Source organism: Novipirellula aureliae (genome assembly GCF_007860185.1).
In the GTDB taxonomy this organism is placed as follows: domain Bacteria; phylum Planctomycetota; class Planctomycetia; order Pirellulales; family Pirellulaceae; genus Novipirellula_A; species Novipirellula_A aureliae.
Window position 1 is genome coordinate 536,530 of the sequence record NZ_SJPY01000003.1, and the last position, 20,424, is coordinate 556,953.

General features: G+C 53.4%; 13 protein-coding genes. 9 read left to right on the forward strand and 4 right to left on the reverse strand.

The genetic code is table 11. From position 1 onward, the window contains the following. Positions 1–164 precede the first annotated feature (164 nt). From Q31b_RS11380 to Q31b_RS11390, 3 genes are all read left to right on the forward strand, one after another. The gene (locus Q31b_RS11380; RefSeq protein WP_146599787.1) at positions 165–590 is read left to right on the forward strand and encodes an RrF2 family transcriptional regulator; all 426 of its coding nucleotides are present in this window, start codon (positions 165–167) and stop codon (positions 588–590) included. Positions 591–662: 72 nt separating this feature from the next. Beyond that, on the forward strand, positions 663–2,045 hold the full coding sequence (locus Q31b_RS11385; RefSeq protein ID WP_197171366.1) for a HEAT repeat domain-containing protein: 1,383 nt from the start codon (positions 663–665) through the stop codon (positions 2,043–2,045). Beyond that, positions 2,042–3,454 carry an aldehyde dehydrogenase family protein gene (locus Q31b_RS11390; RefSeq protein ID WP_146599789.1) on the forward strand — a complete coding sequence of 471 codons (1,413 nt, stop codon included), beginning with the start codon at positions 2,042–2,044 and terminating at the stop codon, positions 3,452–3,454. The genes Q31b_RS11385 and Q31b_RS11390 overlap by 4 nt, the downstream gene beginning before the upstream one ends. Before the next feature lie 250 nt (positions 3,455–3,704). Here Q31b_RS11390 and Q31b_RS11395 read toward each other — a convergent pair whose 3' ends face one another. After that, positions 3,705–4,394, reverse strand: a complete 690-nt coding sequence (locus Q31b_RS11395; protein WP_197171368.1) for a DUF4332 domain-containing protein — start codon at positions 4,392–4,394, stop codon at positions 3,705–3,707. 980 nt (positions 4,395–5,374) lie between these two features. On the opposite strand from Q31b_RS11395, the gene Q31b_RS11400 reads away from it, so the two are divergent. Next, on the forward strand, positions 5,375–8,803 hold the full coding sequence (locus Q31b_RS11400; protein WP_390622317.1) for an aminotransferase class I/II-fold pyridoxal phosphate-dependent enzyme: 3,429 nt from the start codon (positions 5,375–5,377) through the stop codon (positions 8,801–8,803). A 112-nt stretch (positions 8,804–8,915) separates the two neighbouring features. Here Q31b_RS11400 and hisB read toward each other — a convergent pair whose 3' ends face one another. The 3 genes from hisB to hisD form a co-directional block, all read right to left on the reverse strand. Further along, positions 8,916–9,503 carry an imidazoleglycerol-phosphate dehydratase HisB gene (gene hisB / locus Q31b_RS11405; protein WP_146599792.1) on the reverse strand — a complete coding sequence of 196 codons (588 nt, stop codon included), beginning with the start codon at positions 9,501–9,503 and terminating at the stop codon, positions 8,916–8,918. Continuing rightward, the gene (hisC, locus tag Q31b_RS11410; protein ID WP_261343851.1) at positions 9,500–10,567 is read right to left on the reverse strand and encodes a histidinol-phosphate transaminase; all 1,068 of its coding nucleotides are present in this window, start codon (positions 10,565–10,567) and stop codon (positions 9,500–9,502) included. Before hisC ends, hisB begins: the two co-directional genes overlap by 4 nt. Positions 10,568–10,633: 66 nt before the next feature. Next, the gene (hisD, locus tag Q31b_RS11415) at positions 10,634–11,974 is read right to left on the reverse strand and encodes a histidinol dehydrogenase (RefSeq protein ID WP_231617485.1); all 1,341 of its coding nucleotides are present in this window, start codon (positions 11,972–11,974) and stop codon (positions 10,634–10,636) included. 305 nt (positions 11,975–12,279) lie between these two features. On the opposite strand from hisD, the gene Q31b_RS11420 reads away from it, so the two are divergent. The 5 genes from Q31b_RS11420 (at position 12,280) to Q31b_RS11440 (ending at position 20,296) form a co-directional block, all read left to right on the forward strand. Further along, positions 12,280–13,884, forward strand: coding sequence for a hypothetical protein (locus Q31b_RS11420; RefSeq protein ID WP_146599793.1), 1,605 nt, complete (start codon positions 12,280–12,282; stop codon positions 13,882–13,884). A gap of 649 nt (positions 13,885–14,533) precedes the next feature. Next, entirely contained in the window at positions 14,534–17,371 is a 2,838-nt protein-coding gene (gene alaS, locus Q31b_RS11425; protein ID WP_146599794.1) for an alanine--tRNA ligase, read from the forward strand. Between the two features lie 129 nt (positions 17,372–17,500). Beyond that, the gene (gene lpxB / locus Q31b_RS11430) at positions 17,501–18,703 is read left to right on the forward strand and encodes a lipid-A-disaccharide synthase (protein WP_146599795.1); all 1,203 of its coding nucleotides are present in this window, start codon (positions 17,501–17,503) and stop codon (positions 18,701–18,703) included. After that, a complete protein-coding gene (locus Q31b_RS11435) occupies positions 18,693–19,523 on the forward strand; it encodes an ABC transporter ATP-binding protein (RefSeq protein WP_146599796.1) in 831 nt (276 codons plus the stop codon). The genes lpxB and Q31b_RS11435 overlap by 11 nt, the downstream gene beginning before the upstream one ends. Next, positions 19,520–20,296 (forward strand): ABC transporter permease, encoded by a 777-nt coding sequence (locus tag Q31b_RS11440; RefSeq protein WP_231617486.1) that lies wholly within the window; start codon positions 19,520–19,522, stop codon positions 20,294–20,296. The genes Q31b_RS11435 and Q31b_RS11440 overlap by 4 nt, the downstream gene beginning before the upstream one ends. The last annotated feature ends 128 nt before the right edge of the window (positions 20,297–20,424 follow it).

Below are 20,424 nucleotides of genomic sequence, written 5' to 3' on the forward strand. Positions count from 1 at the left end.
TGTTCATTTCACCATCGGGTGTAGAATAGGGTCAAAGCGGAACTCTTTAAGACTTGCGGTTCACCACGACCAACGCTCGCGATGGGCGAATATCTTGCCGACTTCCGCTACGTTTTCAAACAGGCCCTCGTAGGCATCACCCCCCTTATCTCGAGTAACTACGGATGCTATCCAAGACGGCAGAATATGCACTGCGAGCGGTGACTTGCATGGGTGGCCGTATGGGGGCTGCCGTTTCAGCGGATGTTCTAGCCGGTGAAACTCAGATCCCGCGTCGCTATTTACATCGAGTGCTGCAAGACTTGGTGGCAGCCGGATTGGCCCAATCGCGATCGGGGCCGGGAGGTGGCTATGAATTGACGACGGCAACCGACGAGATTACGATTTTGGATGTGGTTAGCGCGGTTGCACCACTTGAGCGAATCGAAAAATGTCCGTTGGGCTTGGAATCGCATACAGCATTGTGCCCTTTACACGCCGAACTCGATCGGGTCTACGCGGTCACCGAAGAGGCCTTTGCTTCCGTGACGATTCGCCAAGTGCTTGAATCAACCAGCCCGATTATTCCGCTACGTGAATCGCAAGTTTGATCGACTCTTAAACGGCCTTTTTGTATTGACATTTCCATGGCGTGTTTATTTCTTCTTCGACGGACGGCAGAAATGAACTCATCGAATCAAAGTCAACGTTACAGCGAAGGATCGTGCTCGCTTCTGCGTTTCGAACCGATATCTTTGAGTGCCGAAGGCACGGTAGGCATTAGCCACGGACTTGCGTCCGTCGCCTCGGTTTCAATTGGTACCAAGAATCCCGAAGGGACGCATCGGTTTGGGATGATCATACGATCGATCCTGCTAAGTATTGCTTTCTTGCTTTGGATCATCCCACCCCGATCTGTTTTTGGGGATGCAATAGAGCTCAGCATTGGTGGTCATCTAAACGGCGAGGTTCGCCGAATTCCAGAAAAGAAGGTCGATATTGTCGCAGTCGATGATGACATTCGCTTGGCCTTTCCCACCAGTCGTGTGTCGCGAGTGGTCGAATCGGACAAACTAGCTGCCTACCGACGGCATGCCGCAAAGGCGGGTGAGGATGCTCAGTTGCACTATTTACTAGCGGTATGGTGTGCCGACCCGAAAAACATGCCCAATTACACGCAAGCGTACAAACGTCATCACATGCAAATGGCGATTCGGTTTGATCCCGATCATGAGCGAGCGAGGGCGTCGTTAGGGTATGTCAAAGAGAACAACCGTTGGATCCGCTACAGCGATCTGCAACGCTCGCGAGGAATGATTTCGGTAGGCGGCAAATGGGTATTGCCGGAAGCAGCTGCGATCGAAAAAATCCAAACGACGACCAGCAAAGATGCGAAATTGTGGATTCGCGAAATCGAGATACTTCTGCGAATCGCCATTCGCGGTAATTCAAAATCACCCGAGGCGTTTGCGTCACTTCAAGCGATTGACGATCCAATGGCAGCGATGGCGGTCGCAAAACAGTTGCTGGAGGAAAACCACAATCGCAAGATGAATCTGCTTTGGGTCGAACTTCTTGGACGCTTTAAAAATCGAACTTCCGTCGAAGCATTGGTTCGCACCGGGCTAGCCAATCCGGACGACGTGGTTCGTGAAGCAGCCATTTCAAAGCTTCATGAATTCGGTAGCAGATCCGCAGTCGCCAGTTACACGCGGATGTTGCGGAGCAATGACCATGGCGCCGTGACGCAAGCACTACGGGCACTGAGCTATTTCCCCGACATTGAATTGGCACCGATCTATATCGAATCATTGGTCACCAAGCATACCAAGACCGAAGCACCGGGGGCTGGAACACAGAGTTCGTTTGCGGGAGATGGCTCGACCGCGTTCTCGCAAGGTGGCAAGCCCAAGACGGTGACCTATTATCTCGAAAACCCAGGTGCTTTATCACTGCTAAAAACCGTTGAGCCCGATGTTGATTATGGTTACGACCAACAACGGTGGCGTGAGTACTTTGCCGCGAAGCGAAGTAGCTACAGCGGTGATTTGAGACGTGATCCGTGAATCAGGCTTGGGCATCCTTCTCAGCGAAACAGCGATGCCGCGCCGTCTCTAAAACTCGACATGTCATTGCGGATCGTCTCGACCGACTCATCGATCTATCTCGCACCGACCAACGCTGCGATGCCGTGGAAACGATCACCGCCGAGCTGTTTCCGTTTTGCGAAGCACTAAAATTCATTGGCAAACGAGGCCCCAAACTACTCGCTCCTCGACATCTCGGAACCTCTGGACGGCCTGTGTGGTTATGGGGGGTTCGCAGCACGATTCGCCGAGATCCGCACGGGAAGGTCCTCATTCTTGGCCCTTGGAATTATCCGCTGTTTCTGGTTGGAACCCAAATTGCGCAAGCTCTGGCCGCGGGCAATCAAGTACTCGTGAAGCCAGCGGAAGGATGCGAAAAGATCACTGCGGAAATGGTCGATTGCTTTTATACGGCAGGCGTACCACGGCTGACGATCAGACTGCTCGATACATCGGCTCAAGCAGCAATCGACACCATCGCCGCAGGCGTCGACCTGGTCGTTCTGACCGGTTCGGCAGCAACGGGTCGCAAGGTGCTGGCACAAACCGCGCAAACCATAACACCCACGATCATGGAATTGAGTGGTTGTGACGCGTCGATCGTATTGCCCGGAGCTGATCTTGAACGAGTCGCCGCAGCGGTCGATTTCGGTTTGAATTTGAATCACGGAGCGACTTGTATTGGGCCGAGAAGATGGTTGATTGAAGATTCAAGCGATACTCATTCTGTGGTCGAAACCCTGCTGCGATCGCTCGACCAACGGCTATCAAATCGCCAATCAATCGTTCACCCGTCCGCTCGAGAAACGGTAGCTCGTTGTATCGAATCCGCAATCCGGCAAGGCGCAGTTGACCGGCTCAAACACTTTGATGCGAATCGTCTTAGACGGACGGGCGAAATGAAACCGGTGATACTCGATCACGTGGATGCCGGTTTTGAGATAGCAGCGGAGGATCTTTTCGCTCCGGTGATAAGTGTTGTTCGCCTGCGTCGAATCGACGATGCGGTTGGGATCGTAAATGGTTGTCGATACCGCTTGGCAGCTTCGATCTTCGGGCCGCCTGGCGAAGCAAAGCAAATGGCAGATCGATTGGAGGTTGGCTGTGTTACGATCAACGATCTAATCACCGCTACGGCTGATCCGAGGATTCCGTTCGGTGGACGGGGTGAGAGTGGTTTTGGAGTCACACGAGGCGGAGAAGGATTGTTGTCAATGACAACCGCCGTAACGATTTCACAGAGGCGAGGGCGTTTTGCACCTCACCTAGCCCCTCGGACTGCTTCGGATCAGGCTCGGCTTGGTGGAGCTTTGCGATTGATGCATGGAAGCACGCTAAAACAACGGCTCGCAGCCATCAAAGAGATTATCAGCAGCATGACAACGTAAGTGTGACCGGTCCAATGGGATGTCGATTGTTTCACGGAACGAAACAACCTCCCCCCCCAAGTTTCGAGGTCGTGCCGCTTTTCAGTGCAACATGGCTAACAACCTACAACCTCCCTCAAGCGAAGCTTGGGGGAGCACTTAAAAGCGGCACGACCTGCTTCGGTGGAGGTGGGTAAGATGGTGACTTCGTTCGACTTCAAAGCCGTGTCAATAGAAATCGACACCGCAAAGGATCGGGACACAAGCCGCCTCAGGCTCTAATCGCCTGTGGCGGTGCTGAGTTCGCAGCCGCCGAATTCATGGCCGACAAACGGGTTTCGCAGGTACGAATCCAGCGGCGGAGTCGTTTGATGCTCGGCAATCGCCGTCCACGCATCAAGCGTTGTCCTTGTGAGCTTTCAGAAAAACGTTGCAAATCGCGATACAACATTGCTGGCGTTTCCATTGCCAACCCACGCACGCTACGTCGATGAATGCTAATCAAAAGCAGCGCGTCGCGAGGCATCATCGCAGGGACTGCCAATGCAAATCGGATCGCTTGGCGGTAGCGTTTAAGGAGTGGCGCCGACTTCTTGGGAGCACCGAATCGGGCGGAAAGCGTTTTCAAGTCGGCGGCGATCAGGTCACCGGTCGTAACGATTCCCAGTGTTTGAAGTTTTTTGCAGCGTTTTTCGGAGCAGAGCTTTGTATGAATCAGTTCCATACTGAGCAGCCGCTCGCGATGCTGATTCGCGGGGGAGGGGTGAAAGGTACTGGCGGAGGAGTGAACATTGGTTCGTTCAGGGCGCTGCTTTTGGCTGCCGCTAACAATGGACCCTGCCGAATGGGCCGCCGGCGCCTTCAAATAAGCGTAAAGCACCACGTCATCACCGGAATTCAGATCAACAGGGACTGGGTTTTGGTGTGTTTTTGAAAGAAAACGCAGAAAAGTTCGAAGCATTTTGCATTCCCGAGTTAGAAGAGATGAGGAGATAGGAATCATTCGAAGGCAATGATTAGCGAAGAATTCGGGTCGAAAGCTAGAGCGGTTTGCAAAACGATGTTAATCTGGGCATAATCTGGTTGGTTTATGCCAATTTTGACGATAGCTGTGTGAAGCTGGGCAATGGCACGTTATCCTGGGGCTCAGAATATTGGTTGATTGCGAACCGCAAAGGACCGATAAAAAGCTCTGAAAGCAGCCGCGTCTCTCCAAGACGCGAAAGAAAAAACGAAATTCAAGAAACAGCGTCTCGCAGAGACGAGACCAGTAGCCGCGTCTCTCCGAGACGCGAAAGAAAACGAAATTCAAAAAACAGCGTCTCCCAGAGACGAAACCAGTAGCCGCGTCTCTCCGAGACGCGAAAGAAAACGACATTCAAAAAACAGCGTCTCGCAGAGACAAAACCAGTAGCCGCGTCTCTCCGAGACGCGAAAGAAGACGAAATTCAAAAAACAGCGTCTCGCAGAGACGAAACCAGTAGCCGCGTCTCTCCGAGACGCGAAAGAAAACGACATTTAAAAAACAGCGTCTCGCAGAGACGAAACCAGTAGCCGCGTCTCTCCGAGACGCGAAAGAAAACGACATTCAAGAAACAGCGTCTCCCAGAGACGAAACCAGTAGCCGCGTCTCTCCGAGACGCGAAAGAAAAAACGACATTCAAGAAACAGCGTCTCGCAGAGACGAAACCAGTAGCCGCGTCTCTCCGAGACGCGAAAGAAGACGAAATTCAAAAAACAGCGTCTCGCAGAGACGAAACCAGTAGCCGCGTCTCTCCGAGACGCGAAAGAAAACGATATTTAAGAAACAGCGTCTCGCAGAGACGCAACCAGTAGCCGCGTCTCTCCGAGGCGCGATAGAGACCAAATCATGGTCATGCGTCTCGGAGAGACGCAGCTACTATCAGTCGACTCAACAGAATCCAGGCGGCAAAAACGTTCGTGGACCTTCAAAAGTTTTTCGGAAAAGATACTCCTCCAAGGGACCATTATGTCTCGATTTTGAGGCATTGGGCAAATCAACGTGGCGACGAGGCGGCGTATTACTTTACGGACGTCGAGTCGATCGAGGAGCGGATTAGCTACGCTGAACTTTGGAAAGAGGTCCAAGGGTTGGCTGGTTATTTGCAGGATCGCTGCCGGATTCGAAGCGGCGATCGAATCCTACTGCTTTACCCCCCCGGTCTCGATTTTGTGATCGGGATGTTTGCTTGTCATGCCGCGGGTGCGGTCGCTGTTCCTGCGTTCCCGCCGCGGCGAAACCGCAAGGCATCGCGAATCCGTTCGATTGTGGTGGATGCAGATACTCGTTGGGCGTTATCAACCAAAGCGGTTGTCGAGCAATTAACGGGCGACCAAAAGTATGACGATCTTGTCGGCGTTCAATTACTTGGCACGGATGATCCATCATGCCGCCGGGCGGACAAATGGCGAATGCCGAAGTTAAACTCTGATTCACTAGGCGTGTTGCAATACACTTCGGGATCAACGGGTTCACCCAAAGGCGTCATGCTGACTCAAGGCAACTTGATAGCCAATAGCGAATTGATTCTGCAAGCGTTTGAACCGGAGGGCAGAGTTTGTGGGATGACCTGGTTGCCCACCTATCACGACATGGGCTTGGTGGGTGGCGTCTTGATGCCAATGTTCATTGGCCGCTCGAACGTCTTAATGAGTCCAATGACGTTTTTGCAGCGTCCTGCTCGCTGGCTGCAGGGCATTGCCAAGCACAGGGTATCGATCAGTGGCGGCCCCAATTTTGCTTACCAACTTTGTGTTGACAAGATAGGCGATGAAGAGTTAGAAGGCGTCGATTTGTCGACATGGGAAATCGCGTTCAATGGGGCCGAGCCAATTCGAGCCACGACAATCGATTCGTTTTGCGAGCGGTTTGGAAAGTTTGGTTTTCGCCGCAGTGCGTTTTTGCCATGTTATGGGATGGCGGAAACCACGCTGTTGGTTACTGGCGGTCCCGCAGAGACACGTCCCGTCATTTCGACCTTTAGCGGCACTGAGCTGGACCGTAAATTGGTTAAGCCGATCGCCGAATCGGAACCGGGGGCGCGTCGGTTGGTAGGATGCGGACGTGTGCTACCCGAAGAGACGGTTCTGATTGTCGATCCCGAAACTCGCAAGCCACTCGACAAAAATAGCATTGGTGAAATCTGGGTCCAAAGTCCCTCCGTTGGGAAGGGTTACTATCAGCGAAAGGATGCTACCGAACAAACCTTTTACGCGTTGACAGCTGATGGCGGAGGGCCATTTTTACGTACTGGCGACTTAGGCTTTTTGAACGGCGACCAGCTGTATGTATCGGGGCGACTCAAGGACATGATCATTGTCCGCGGCGTGAACCGTTATCCGCAAGACATTGAGGAAACGGTCGAGCGGGCCAGTGATGCGGTGCAAGCAGGATCGGTGGCAGCGTTTGCGATGGACTATGACGGACGTGAGCAATTGGTGATCGTTGCCGAAGCGATTCGAATGCGAGACCTGGATTGGGACGCCCATTTACAAGCGATTCGGCGGGCCGTAACGGCGGATCATGAATTGCCACCCGATGCCGTCTACTTGATACGCAACAGCAGCGTTCCGAAAACGAGTAGCGGTAAAATCCAACGGCATGCTTGTTTGCACGCGGTTCGCGATGGCGACTTAAAACTGATCGCGAAATGGGTTCGCCGGGAAGAAGAAACATCGACGCTCGACGTCTCTGATCTGCAGCCGATGATGCAAGCGGCTGCGGCAGGTGGACGAACCGGGCAAGTTGATGCAACGGATGTCAACGAATCGATTGTCGAAGCGGTGAAGCAACACGTCCGGCAGGTTGCGGGCGAGCGTGCTCGAGTGCTCGACTTGGACACCAACATCGTCTTGGACCTCGGGCTCGACAGCCTCGAAAGGCTTGAGATTGCTCGGAATTTAGAGCGTACCTTTGGCGGACGTTTCCCCGAGCAAATCCTCGATGAGATCGAAACGATTGGACAAACAGCTCAGTCGATCGGGCGTTACTTGCCGCCCGGTGTGGAAGGCCGCGCGGTCGCGTTCTTGGATGGCGGATTGCAATCGGCCACTTCAAACGCATCAACAAATGGCGCCGCCGACCAAACACATGCCCGAGCGCCAATCGCCGAGGTCGATCCCGAAGACGACGTGACGCAGTTCGCCGAGTATCGGCGGCTGAAGACGATGATGCAACAGATGCAGATGACGGGATGCCCAAACCCATATTTTACCGTTCATGACGGCCTTGTTCGTGATACCACGGTGATTGATGGGAAAGAGTATATCAGCTTCGCAACCTATAATTACTTGGGAATGAGCGGCCATCCACGAGTTACCCGGGCGGCGGCGAAAGCGATCGAGAAGTACGGGACGAGCGTTTCGGCGAGCCGTTTGGTATCGGGCGAAAAACCGATTCACGCGGAACTCGAAAACGAGCTGGCGAAATGGATCGGCGTCGACGATTCCGTATTGATGGTCGGCGGCCACTCGACCAATGAAACGACGATCGGTCACTTGGTAGGCTCGGGCGATCTCATTTTGCACGACTCCTTGTCCCACAACAGCATCGTGCAGGGAGCGTTGTTGTCAGGTGCGCGGCGACGACCGTTCCCACATAACGATTACAAAGCACTCGACCGAATGTTGACCGAAATGCGGTCCCAATATCGGCGTGTGCTAATTGTCATCGAAGGCGTCTACAGCATGGATGGCGACTTTTCGAATGTGCCTGAATTCGTCAAGGTTAAACGAAAGCACCGAGCGATATTGATGGTCGACGAAGCCCATAGTTTTGGAACGATGGGTGAAACAGGCCGCGGCATGGCAGAGCATTTCCAAATGGACGCTCGGGATGTCGATATTTGGATGGGGACGCTCAGTAAGTCAGGCGCCTCCTGTGGCGGCTATATCGCTGGCTCGAAGCCGTTGGTGGAACTACTCAAGTACACCGCACCAGGGTTTGTCTTCAGCGTGGGAATGCCTCCCGCCCAGGTGGCAGCCGCGTTGGCAGCCATTCAGACGCTAAGGGATGAACCGGAGCGAGTGTCGCGGTTGCGTCAGCGAAGCGATTTATTCTTGTCATTGTGCCGCGCGGCCGGTCTCGACACGGGTGACAGTGAAGGGACGCCGGTCATCCCCGTGATTCTCGGCAATTCGATGGTGGCACTGCGATTATCGAACCGGCTGAAAGGTGATGGCATCAATGTCCAACCGATCTTGTACCCAGCGGTTGACGAATCGGCAGCGCGGCTACGGTTCTTCATAACATGCGAGCATAGCGAAGAGCAGATCCGGTTCACGGTGGAGCGGATGGCCAACCATTTATCCGAATTAGGCTTTGCCCGCCCCGTCGAGTCAATTTCCTAACAGGACGACGGCGCATCGGATTGGCCGCTTGGGCGTTAGCTAGCGGAGTGAATCCAGATGGGTGAGATCCGCACGCTATCCTCGAAACGCTGTGACCTGCGTGCTCGCGAGATCACAGAACGCCTTTTGTACTTGGGATCGCATCGCAACGCGGGTCGCTTTCGACGGCCATTCGAATCGCTCGAGCGGTCGCCTTAAAGACGCACTCGGCGATGTGATGCGAGTTTCGACCATGGTGCAAAACGACATGCAGGTTGCTGTTGGAATTTGCAGCGAACGATTGCCAAAAGTGCTCGATCAACTCACTATCAAAATTGCCGATCTTTGCTGCGACGATCGGTGCATGATACTCAAATGCATACCGCCCCCCCAAATCGACTGCTGCGGTTACCAAGCATTCGTCCATCGGCAACGTGAAGTGACCGTAGCGGCGGATGCCCGCTCGAGTGCCTAGCGCTTCGTGCACCGCCTGTCCAAATGCAATACCGATATCCTCGGTCGTATGATGGTCGTCGACTTGCAGATCGCCGACCGCATGAACATCGAGATTGATCAGTGCATGTTTGGCCAACAAATCGAGCATGTGATCGAGAAACCCGATGCCTGATTTTCGTGTACCACTACCGTCACCATCGAGACCAACGGTTAGTTTAATATCGGTTTCACCCGTCTTGCGGGCAATCGTCGCTGAGCGTGTCATACGTTTTTCAAGTAACTTTCGAGGATCATGAGGCATGCATCGATCTGGTCGTCGGTACCAACCGAGATTCGCAGCCCATCCCCCCAATCGGGAAATTGCATGTAGCGGACTAAAATTTGGTTCTTCTTCAAGTATTCGTACATCGCCTGGTGCTGCCCACAGGGGTGAGTACACCAAACGAAATTCGCTTTCGATGGTGTTACGTCAAAACCGAGTTCGGCCAACCTTCCACTCATCCGCTGGCGTGTTGCATTCATCCTTGCGACCACATCGGCGAGCCAAGCTTGACTCGACATTGCCGCGGTTGCCGCGGCGATCGACAACATGTCACAGTTATAGCTGTCCTTAATCTTGCCAAGCTGCGAGATCACTTGCGGCTGGGCCACGAGGTATCCAAATCGTACGCCCGCCAAACCATAAGACTTACTAAGGGTGCGAGTGACGAGGATGTTTGCATGTTTTTTCACCAGTTCGATGCAATGGCCATCGGCAAAATCCGCATAAGCCTCATCAACGACCAACGGGCACGTCATCGACGCGGCCAAACGCTCCACCTCCGTTGCTGATAAAACCGTACCACTGGGGCTGTTGGGATTTGGCAAAAAGACCAAACGCACATCATCCGGCGTATCACCGAAGGCTGCCGGTAGCTGCCATCCGTCTTCGAATGCAACCTGCTCCCAAGCGGCACCTTGGATGTCGGCAAGCGTGCGGTACAAGATATAACTCGGGTAGGGCAATCGGAGTTTCTGGTTTTCACCAACAAAACCACGAACCAAAATCGTCAAGATTTCATCGCTGCCGTTCCCTGCCAAAATCCATTCGGGTCCGGGCAAACCGAGTGCATCGGCTGCCGCTCGACGGAAGGCGGTTGCAACGGGATCAGGATATCGATTGAGCGGTCCGGTCGCCGCGTCCTGAATCGCTTTGACCACGTCTGGATTCGGTGGATAAGGGTTTTCGTTCGTATTGAGTTTAACGGTTTTGCCTGGTGCTGGTTGCTCGCCAGGCGTGTAGGGCTGCATACGCGATAGCGCAGGACGATAGGATAGCGGGTCAGGCACGTTTTGTTATTTTATTGAGAGGTGTTATGGGAGGCAAAGAATCAAATTGAGATGGAAGCCATGCGATTATCGACGAATCGATACGCTTCGGGCATGAGCGGTCAAGCACTCTTTTTCGGCCAAACGTTCAACATCGGAGGCAATGTCACGCAAAGCAGATTCATTGAATTCGGTAATGCTGCCGCTACGCAGAAAACTGTTACTGGAAAGCCCCGCCGCCCAAGTGCACGTTCCGCCGGTTGGCAACACATGGCTTGGCCCCGCGGCATAGTCGCCTAGGGCAACCGGAGTGTGATGCCCCAAAAAGGCAGCGCCACAGTTTCGTATTTTGACGATTTGGTCGCGTGGAACGGCCGTTTCGATATGCAAATGCTCGGGTGCAAATTGGTCGGTCAACTCGCAAGCCTGTTGTTCGTCACGAACCAAAATCAATGCTCCAAACGCTTCAAGACTTTCGAGCGTCAACTCGTTGCGACTGAGCAGTGCCACTTGCTTGGTCAACTCGATCTCAACGGCATCGACCAACGATTCATCCCAACTAATCAGGATGGAGGAACCAGGCGAATGTTCGGCTTGGGCGAGCAAGTCAGCAGCAACAAAGTCGGGTCGAGCCGTTGAATCAGCGATCACAATGACTTCGCTCGGACCCGCAAACGAATCGATATCGACCGTTCCGTAGACAAGTTTCTTCGCCAAAGCCACGAACAGGTTCCCAGGGCCGACGATCTTGTCAACCGCTGGGATCACATCGGTGCCGTAAGCCATCGCAGCCACCGCTTGTGCACCGCCAATCCGGTAAACCTCTTTCACCCCCAATTCGAAGCAAGTGGCAAGCATGTCTTGGTTGTAGGCACCGAACGCCGTCGGCGGTGCGACGATGGCGATTTCATCGACGCCAGCCACTTGAGCGGGCACGACGGTCATCAAAACCGTGGAGGGATAGGCAGCAGCACCGCCGGGAACACATATTCCGACGCGGCGTAGAGGGACGTAACGCTGCGTCAAGCGGACCCCCGGCCTCGGTTCAATCGCCACATCGCGGTGCAAAATCGCGGCTTGAAATTCGGCAACGTTATCGCGGATGCGGCGGACGGTTGCGATCAGCTCAGGATCGGCCTGGGCGTGAGCGTTTGCCATCTCCTCCGGCGGCACCCGCAATTGGTCGGCGGACAATTCGGCATTGTCGAGCGATTGGCTGTAGCGTAGCAGTGCGGCGGTGCCCTCCCGCTGGACATCTTGACAGATCGCAGAGACAACTTCGCTAGGCGTAAGTGGTTTCCCAAATACTTTTTCCGTCAAGGCACGGCCTCGAGGACTGACGACATCACCCGAGGGACTAAGCTTTTGACGCAAACTTTGCAAGATCTCTGCACTACCGGAGCGGGCGTCAACACGTTGTATTTTCAATGGACTGCGTTCTATTAGTAAAACAAGGTTTAAATTAGATTGTAGGTATCGAGTGCTTTGGGACAACCAACTTCTTGGGTAGTGGATCTTGTTAAAGATCCTTGCGCAAAACAGGATCGTAAACAAGATCCACTACAAGCAAACCAATCGCTGGAAAATCGCCACTTTCATCAGCCGGTTGGGCGATAGCTCTGGTTTTTGCGCTGAAACAGCCTGGACCGTGACTATCGCGAAAGCGGCTAACCGCATGATAAACGGTTCAGCCCCGTTTGTCTTCAGCTCCGCTATGATTGGAAAAACGTTTCGTGACGAAGAGCAGAAAAATCGATCGACTCTCCCTACTGATCGCAGTGGGGCTGTTTCTGCTGAGCCTAACGCTACGAATTCCCGCCAGCTCCGAGAGCCTCTGGGTCGACGAACTCCATACGGCATGGACGATCTCGGGAAGTTTCCCTGAAGTATCACCACGTGCCGCCGCCGGAAACCAGCAAGCCTTCTACTTTCAAGCGTTGTGGCTCTGGGGCAAAATAGGGGGACAAGACGAAGTGACGCTGCGGGCGACAAGCGCGATCGCGGTTTCGCTCAGCTGCAGTTTGTTGTTTTTATTCGTTTCTCGACGGGAGAGTAGGAAACGGCAGGGGGGGATGCTTTGCGGAACGGCGGCAGGATTGTTGTTGGCGGTTGATGGACATTCGATCTACTTCGGTACGGAACTAAGACCGTATGCAATCGTGATTCTCATGGCGACCATCGCTTGTGGTTGCTACGCTTCGTTGTGGAATCAAACATCCGCTGACAGACGTGGCTCAGCAACCTGGGTCGGTTTGTGCCTCTGTATCGGGACCGCGGCCGTGTGTCAGATCACCTCGCTCGCCGTCCTGGGATGGCTACCTTTGTTTTTACTCGCCAAGTGGATGTACCGCGAAGGGTTTCGATCGTTCACATTGCAGCCAGTGGATTTTGCGATCCTTGTTTTTTTCGGCTTGGTGGGCTGGTCCATCCTATCGGTGGGTACCTCGTCCGCTTGGCAGGACCGTGAATTATGGTCCCGTTTTGCATCGGCGCATTCGCTAAGGCAAATTTGGACGATTTGGCCTTGGAAATGGGTCGTCGTTTGTCCTTTCACATTATGGTTCATTGCCTTCCTTGTCGATCGCCACGGTAGACGTCGCCGTCTTGGACACTCGACAGAGCAAGAAGTTCGCAAGCTATTCTACGATTCGGGTAGCTTGACATTGTCGCTTCTCTTGGTCGCACTTCTCAGCACGTTGTTAATTTGGTGCGTCGCCTATTTCGAAATCGTGTCACTTTGGCATCGTCGCTATTTGATCGCCACGCTACCGATACTGTGTTGGTGCTTTGGAGCGGCCCTGGGAACGGCAAGTTACACGTGGTTTCGTCGTCACGGACCGGCACAAATGGCGGGGGGGGCCATTTCCATCATCTTCATCGGAATGACGATGATGGATCAGGGAACCGCTTCTCGGCTCGCGAAAGGTTATTGGCCCATTTCAAGGCGGGAGGATTGGCGGGCTGCGATCGCGTTTGTAAATGAGAGAGACGCTGAAAGCAACGAGGTTGAGGTTTGTCTCGATCCCGGCTTGATCGAACAGCATTCGATCGAGACACCGCGGCTACGGGTCGAGCAAGGAGAGTACCTGCGTTATGCAATAGATGGTCCGTATTCGCTTCAAGGTGATACCATTTGGAAGGTCAGTGTTTCCGGGCGTCGACTATCGGATGCCATCGAGAGTTACGAAGACCCACCAGCGATTGTTTTATCACGGCGTGGAAAGGGACGTTTACAATCGATACTTGGTGCAACCTATTCGGCACACGGATTTGGCAACGTTTCGGTGGGCATACGCCAGTCAAGGAACGATTTTCGGGATTCGGGTGCCCTAGAATAGCATGTTTAGCGAATTCGCATTTCCGAAAGAACCTCTTGTTCAGGAAAACGTCATGCCCCATCGAGTCGACAAGAAAATCGACGGCAGGCCACGATGATCTGGACGTGCTTCCGAAAAACGAATAGCAGGCCGAGCTAGAGTATCTAAAAAACACTCCCAAACGGCAACAGCTTCCCGACTTGCGATTTCCAGCCAGTCAAGCATGGAAGCGAACGCCATTTATTTATACCAAGTGTTACAACCGCTATGATTCGGCCTGTTTGCCAATCGGTTCAACAAAAGTGAGCAGAAAGAGTCAATCCGTCGTTCCCAAATGGAGCTTTGGAAGTATTCTTAAATCGTATCGGAAACGCGAAACACCAAGAACTCTTCATCAAGATATTAAGCGTCCCCCCGTGCGAGGCGGGGTCGGTCCTTCGGGATTGGCCTCGCCTTTTTTTCGTGGGTTGGTCTTATGCGTGGCCGCGGGGTACGTGTTGAAACGGGGCAAGAGGCGGCCCTCGGTGAAACGCGATTGTCGCTTTTTTTCAACCTTTCTGCGGTGTGCCCTCTGCCGAAACCATTCTGTTCGATATCATCTTATATCGATTGACGTGTTCCCGCACGTTTTCTTTGACTCTCAATCCCTCAATTTGTTCTAGCAACCGCTATGAAAACTGACGAGTTACGCGAAAAATATCTAGCTTTTTTTGAAACCAAAGGCTGCGTTCGCCGCCCCAGCGACGTGTTGGTCCCGACTTGGGATCCTTCAGTCTTGTTCACGCCTGCGGGCATGAATCAGTTTAAAGACCACTTTCTCGGGAAAGTAAAACTCGACTTCACCCGTGCGACAACCTGCCAAAAATGCTTGCGCACCGGTGACATTGATAATGTTGGGCGAACGGCGTTTCACCATACTTTTTTTGAAATGCTTGGAAACTTCAGTTTTGGTGACTACTTCAAAGAGGACGCGATTCGCTGGGCTTGGGAGTTTCTGACCGACAAGAAATGGCTCGGCATCCCATCGGAGCGGTTGTCGGTGACGGTCTACCGCGACGACGAAGAAGCTTTTCGCCTTTGGCAGGACAAAGTCGGGCTGCCTGAAAGCCGGATCGCTCGCATGGATGAAGACGAAAACTTCTGGCCCGCGTCGGCACCGAGCCAAGGCCCCGACGGTGTGTGCGGACCGTGTAGCGAGATTTATTACCATCTTGATGACGGCAGCGAAGTCGAGATCTGGAATCTCGTTTTCACTCAGTTCAACCGTGTCGGCGACCCACCCCATAATCTGAACCCGCTACCGAGTAAGAATATCGATACGGGTATGGGACTCGAGCGGACCGCCAGCGTGCTGCAGGGAACGACGACCAATTTCCACATCGACAACCTATTTCCAATCGTCCAAGCGGCATCGGAAGTGTGCGGCGTGAAGTACGATTACGAAAGCGACAATGGACGACGATTGCGGCGGATTACCGACCATGCGCGAGCGAGCGTGTTTGCCATCCATGAAAATGTCTATCCTGGCCCCAAAGACGCCAAATACGTCATCAAGCGATTGATTCGACGCGCGGTACTCGATGGCTATCAAATGGACCTGCGAGAACCCTTTCTCTACAAATTGGTCGACGCGGTTGCTTCAGCATCAAAGGTGCCCTATCCCGAACTGAGCGAAACGACCGAAAGGGTCGCTCAAGTAATCGAAGCCGAAGAAAAAGCGTTCTTCGGCACGATCGATGGCGGCATGAAACGGATCGAGCAATTGTTCGAACAGATGCGAGAGGAATCGGGAGTGATGGTCCCCGGTGAAGAAGCTGCCGAACTGAACAAAACCTACGGTGTCCCACCCGAATTATTACAAACGCTTAGCGCCGAGCAGAACTTTACCTTTGATTGGGCTGGATACCGCAAAGCGATGGACGAACACGCTCGCGTTAGCGGTGGGGAACAACGGGTCCTGTTTCAAACTGGACCTCTTGAAACGCTAAAAGAAGCGCTCCGTGAAACTCCATTTGTGGGCTACGAAACGACGCAGACCGAAGCAACGATCAAAGGAATCATTACCACTCAAGGCGACGAGGGCAAAGACGACGGCCAATTATTGAGCCACATCGATCGTCCAGGTGATGTCGAGCTACGAATCGTGCTCGACAAGTCGCCCTTCTACGGAGAATCAGGCGGACAAGTCGGCGATACCGGTATCATTTCGAATAGCAACTTCGAGTTTGTCGTCACCGATACTCAGCGTCATGCGGGACTCATCGTCCATCACGGCAAACTTCGCCATGGTGAAATTCACACGGGCGAAAAGTGTACGGCCTGCGTCGATACGGAACATCGCACCGCATTGTCCCGTGCGCATTCCGCAACGCACATTTTGCATCATGCATTGCACAAGAACATCGGCAAACATGCTCAGCAACAAGGCAGTAAAGTTGAAGCCGATCGGTTGCGTTTTGACTTTACCAACCAAAAAGCGATCGACGAGGGAACACTCGTGCAAATTGAGCGAGACGTTTGGCAAATGATTGATGCGAAAGCTCCAATCGAATGGAAAACGATACCGCTCGCCGACGCTCGTGCTGCCGGAGCGATGATGTTGTTCGGCGAAAAGTATCCTGATCCCGTTCGCATGGTTTCGATGGGTGATTTTAGCAAAGAGTTGTGCGGTGGAACGCATTTGACAAATACGGGACAAGTCGAAGCATTTGAGTTGGTCGTCGAAGAAAGCGTTTCGGCGGGCACTCGGCGAATCGAAGCGTTGACCGGTTCACGCGCTCAATCGCATCGACTGGAAACCAAAGAGTTATTAGCGTCAATCGCCACAACGCTCGGCTGCGATCCCTCGGACGCCGCATCCGCTGCCGAACAGTTGACGGGCGACGTTCGTCAGTTGAAAAAGGAATTATCGGCTGGCAAGCCGGTGGAGCACCCCAGTGAATTTGTGGCAAAGAAGGCGGACGTCCCCATCAATACCGAGGATTACAACTCCGTCCGTTCAGCGGTCCGTGAAATCACTCGCAAACTGAACGTTTCGGTCTCGGACGTCGTCGATCGATTGTCGGCTCTATTGAGTGACCGAAAAAGCTTGATCGAACAACTTGAGCAGATAACCGCTGGCGGAAAAGTATCAGCGGACGAGTTGATGAGTCAGGCGGAAAACGTTGGCGATGCGATCGTCGTGGTGGCAGAAACGCCCGGTGGGAATGCGAACGTGATGCGTGGTTGGATCGACCAAATTCGCAAAAAATCAGACAAACCCTCCGCCGTACTCTTGGCGACGGTCCAAAACGACAAGGTCATCCTGGTCGGTGGCGTGAGCCGAGAATTGGTGGATCGCGGCATCAAGGCTGGGGTTTGGGTCGGAGCGGCCGCAAAGGTTGTTGGCGGTGGCGGTGGCGGAAGGCCCGATATGGCCCAGGCTGGCGGAAAAGACCCCAGCAAGCTTCCTGAAGCGATTACGGCCGCAAAAGATTCAATGCGAAAAATGCTTGAAAAAGCGACTTGATCCGGATTCGCCCCGTTTTCGCTCGGCTCGCCGAGCGAGTGTCATTTTCCAGCATTGACCTCGGAGACGCTTTTCGATTACCAATCGAGCGTTAAATTCCGTTTTTTTGTTTCTTTGCGATCGTCGACCATGACCAAACGAATCTTCTTCTCTGTGGGCGAACCGAGCGGCGACCAGCACGCGGGACGTTTGATTCGTCATTTGCATCAGAATTATCCTGAGATCGAAGCTTGTGGGTTTGGTGGCCCAGCGATGGCGGCAGCGGGTTGTCGCTTGGAACTCGATTTGACCCAGCACGCCGTTGTTGGATTGTTGGAAGTGCTGCCGAAACTTCGTGATTTTTTCAAGTTTGCCGATCAAGCCGAGGCGATTTTCAAAAGTGGTCAAATCGATGCCGTTGTGCTAGTCGATTTCCCCGGTTTCAATTGGCATATCGCCAAACGTGCACGACGTTACGGAATTCCGGTCTACTACTACTGTCCGCCCCAACTTTGGGCTTGGGGTGGTTGGCGGGTGCGAAAGATGAAGCGACTAGTCGACCATGTCCTAAGCGTGCTACCGATCGAACAAGAGTACTTCACCAAACATGGGATCGAATCGACGTTTGTTGGGCATCCCTTTTTTGATGCGGTTTTGGAAAGCCAACTCGACCAACAAGCCTTGAACCGATTCAACGGTGACGCTGCTAAGAACCAGCAATTGGTAGCGGTTTTGCCGGGATCGCGAACCCACGAAGTCCATCGCACTTGGCCAATCATGCTCGAGGCGATTCGTCGGTTAGCGGCCTCGCATCCAAACGCAAAATTCTTAGTCGCAGCATACAGGGATCGGCATTGCCTATGGTGCAAGCAGCAATTAACGGAAGCGGATTCTGAACTGCCTATCGAATTTTATGTTGATCGAACGAGTGAGGTTATCGAAGCCGCACGCTGTGCAATGATGGTTAGTGGTTCGGTCAGTTTAGAATTACTTGCCCGCCGCACGCCGGCTTCTGTGACCTACCGCGTTGGTCGATTGTTGTACGCTTTTGCACGACTGGTCGTCCGACTCGATTCGATCACGCTGCCCAACCTGATGAGTGATCGCAAGGTATTCCCCGAGTTCGTCTCGGTTGGTTCAACCGAACCTGCCATCGAATTTTTCCATGAATCGACTGCCGCATTTCTGAAAGACGACTTCTACTTTGAACAAACGATGCAGCGAATGAATTCGCTTTGTCACCAATTTGCTGGCGGCGGTGCAACCGAAAAGGCTGCCAATTGGATTGCCGAAGCGGTCAATGTGAAAAAGCTTGATCGCGGTATGGAGTCACTCAGGAGGGATGCCGCTTGATTCGAACCACATCCACATCCACCAACCTTTCATCATGAACGAGGCGATTGCGATTCGGTGCGACCACGTCTCGGTCGAGTTCGCTAGTGGCAGTCGGTTCGCTGGTCGTACGAACGTGGTACAAGCCATTGATGACGTCAGCGTGGGATTTGCAAAATCAAAGATTTCGGCATTGATTGGGCCAAGTGGCTGCGGGAAGACGACCTTACTTCGTCTGCTTGCCGGACTGCAATCCCCAACATTTGGTACGATCGATCTCGGTGGGTTATCGAGTCGTGGGGGAGAGGTTGCATTCGTATTTCAACAACCGTCACTGCTACCTTGGCGAACGGCACTCGAAAACGTTTCTCTACCGCTCAAACTTCTTGGACGCGGGAACTCGAAAGATCGCCGAGATCGGGCGACGGAACTGCTCAAGTCCGTCGAGCTTGACGATGTTGCGAAACGGTTGCCGAGTCAATTGTCCGGTGGCATGAAGATGAGAGTTTCGCTAGCGCGGGCGTTGGTCACCGAGCCAAGTGTTCTGCTACTCGATGAACCCTTTGCCGCTCTCGATGACATGCTTCGCAGCCAACTTGGTGAGTTATTACTGGATCTTTGGCGTGAGCGATCGTTTACGACGGTCTTGGTAACTCACAATATTGCTGAAGCCTGCTTGTTGGCCCATCAAATCCACGTCATCAATCGAGGAAAAATCGTCAACTCGATCGATAATCCACTGCCGTGGCCGCGTCACGAATCCCTTCGCCGAGAAGCCCGCTTTGGTGAGTTCTACGGGACGCTAAGCGATGTACTGAAGAACTCGGACGGATGCGTATGAAGCGATGCACAAAATCGCTATGGCTTAGCACGGTATCGGTTGTTGCCGTTGCGGTCGTCGTGCTACTGATGTGGAACTTGGCGATTATCCTTTTTGACTTGCCAGCAATCCTGCTGCCAACGCCATGGCGGGTTCTCGAAGCCGCATTCAATGAACGCGTTTCCTTGTTTGAAGGCACTTTGGTAACCGGCGTCGCCGCGACCGCCGGGCTCGTTTCGGCAATTCTCCTCGGATCAGCCTTGTCGATTCTATTTAGCCTATCAGAGATGATTCGCCGAGCGTTGTTTCCGTACGTCGTCTTTCTGCAAACGGTTCCAATCGTGGCAATCGCCCCGCTATTGATTACGTGGAGCGGCTATCAATTCCGTACCGTCGTACTGGTAACCGTGATCATATGCTTGTTCCCGATTGTCAATAGTGTGACCGCAGGTTTGATGTCCATACCGAAGGATTTGGACGATTTGTTTCGGCTTTATGGTGCAGGGCGAATCCAACGCCTCCTGCGGTTACAACTGCCGTCCGCCGTTCCAGACTTAATTGTCGGGATGAAGACAAGCAGCGGTTTGGCGGTGATTGGCGCGATCGTTGCGGAGTTCTTCGTTGGCAATGGATCGAGTTATATCGGCTTGGGGACGCTGATGACCGGATGGCAGGCGTTTCAGCGTACCGACGCGTTGATCGCGGCGATCTTTGCGTCGACGGCACTTGGGCTTCTGTTGTTCGCTAGCGTCAATCTATTCGCGGTAACGATCCTATCGCGATGGAGAACTTAGTTGACCGCATGCCCAGCGGGCTGTGCGTCTGCATCGCGACACGTGTGGCTCGCTCGGCGCGCGGCAAAACAACCCAAAAAAACCCCATAATCCGCTGCGACCAATTGACGCAGACCTCTCCCGTTATC

Coding starts and splice junctions, on each gene's coding strand:
- Q31b_RS11380 (WP_146599787.1), top strand. CDS start 165: ATGCTATCCAAGACGGCAGAATATGCACTGCGAGCGGTGACTTGCATG.
- Q31b_RS11385 (WP_197171366.1), top strand. CDS start 663: ATGAACTCATCGAATCAAAGTCAACGTTACAGCGAAGGATCGTGCTCG.
- Q31b_RS11395 (WP_197171368.1), bottom strand. CDS start 4,394: ATGCTTCGAACTTTTCTGCGTTTTCTTTCAAAAACACACCAAAACCCA.
- hisB (WP_146599792.1), bottom strand. CDS start 9,503: ATGACACGCTCAGCGACGATTGCCCGCAAGACGGGTGAAACCGATATT.
- alaS (WP_146599794.1), top strand. CDS start 14,534: ATGAAAACTGACGAGTTACGCGAAAAATATCTAGCTTTTTTTGAAACC.
- lpxB (WP_146599795.1), top strand. CDS start 17,501: ATGACCAAACGAATCTTCTTCTCTGTGGGCGAACCGAGCGGCGACCAG.
- Q31b_RS11435 (WP_146599796.1), top strand. CDS start 18,693: ATGCCGCTTGATTCGAACCACATCCACATCCACCAACCTTTCATCATG.
- Q31b_RS11440 (WP_231617486.1), top strand. CDS start 19,520: ATGAAGCGATGCACAAAATCGCTATGGCTTAGCACGGTATCGGTTGTT.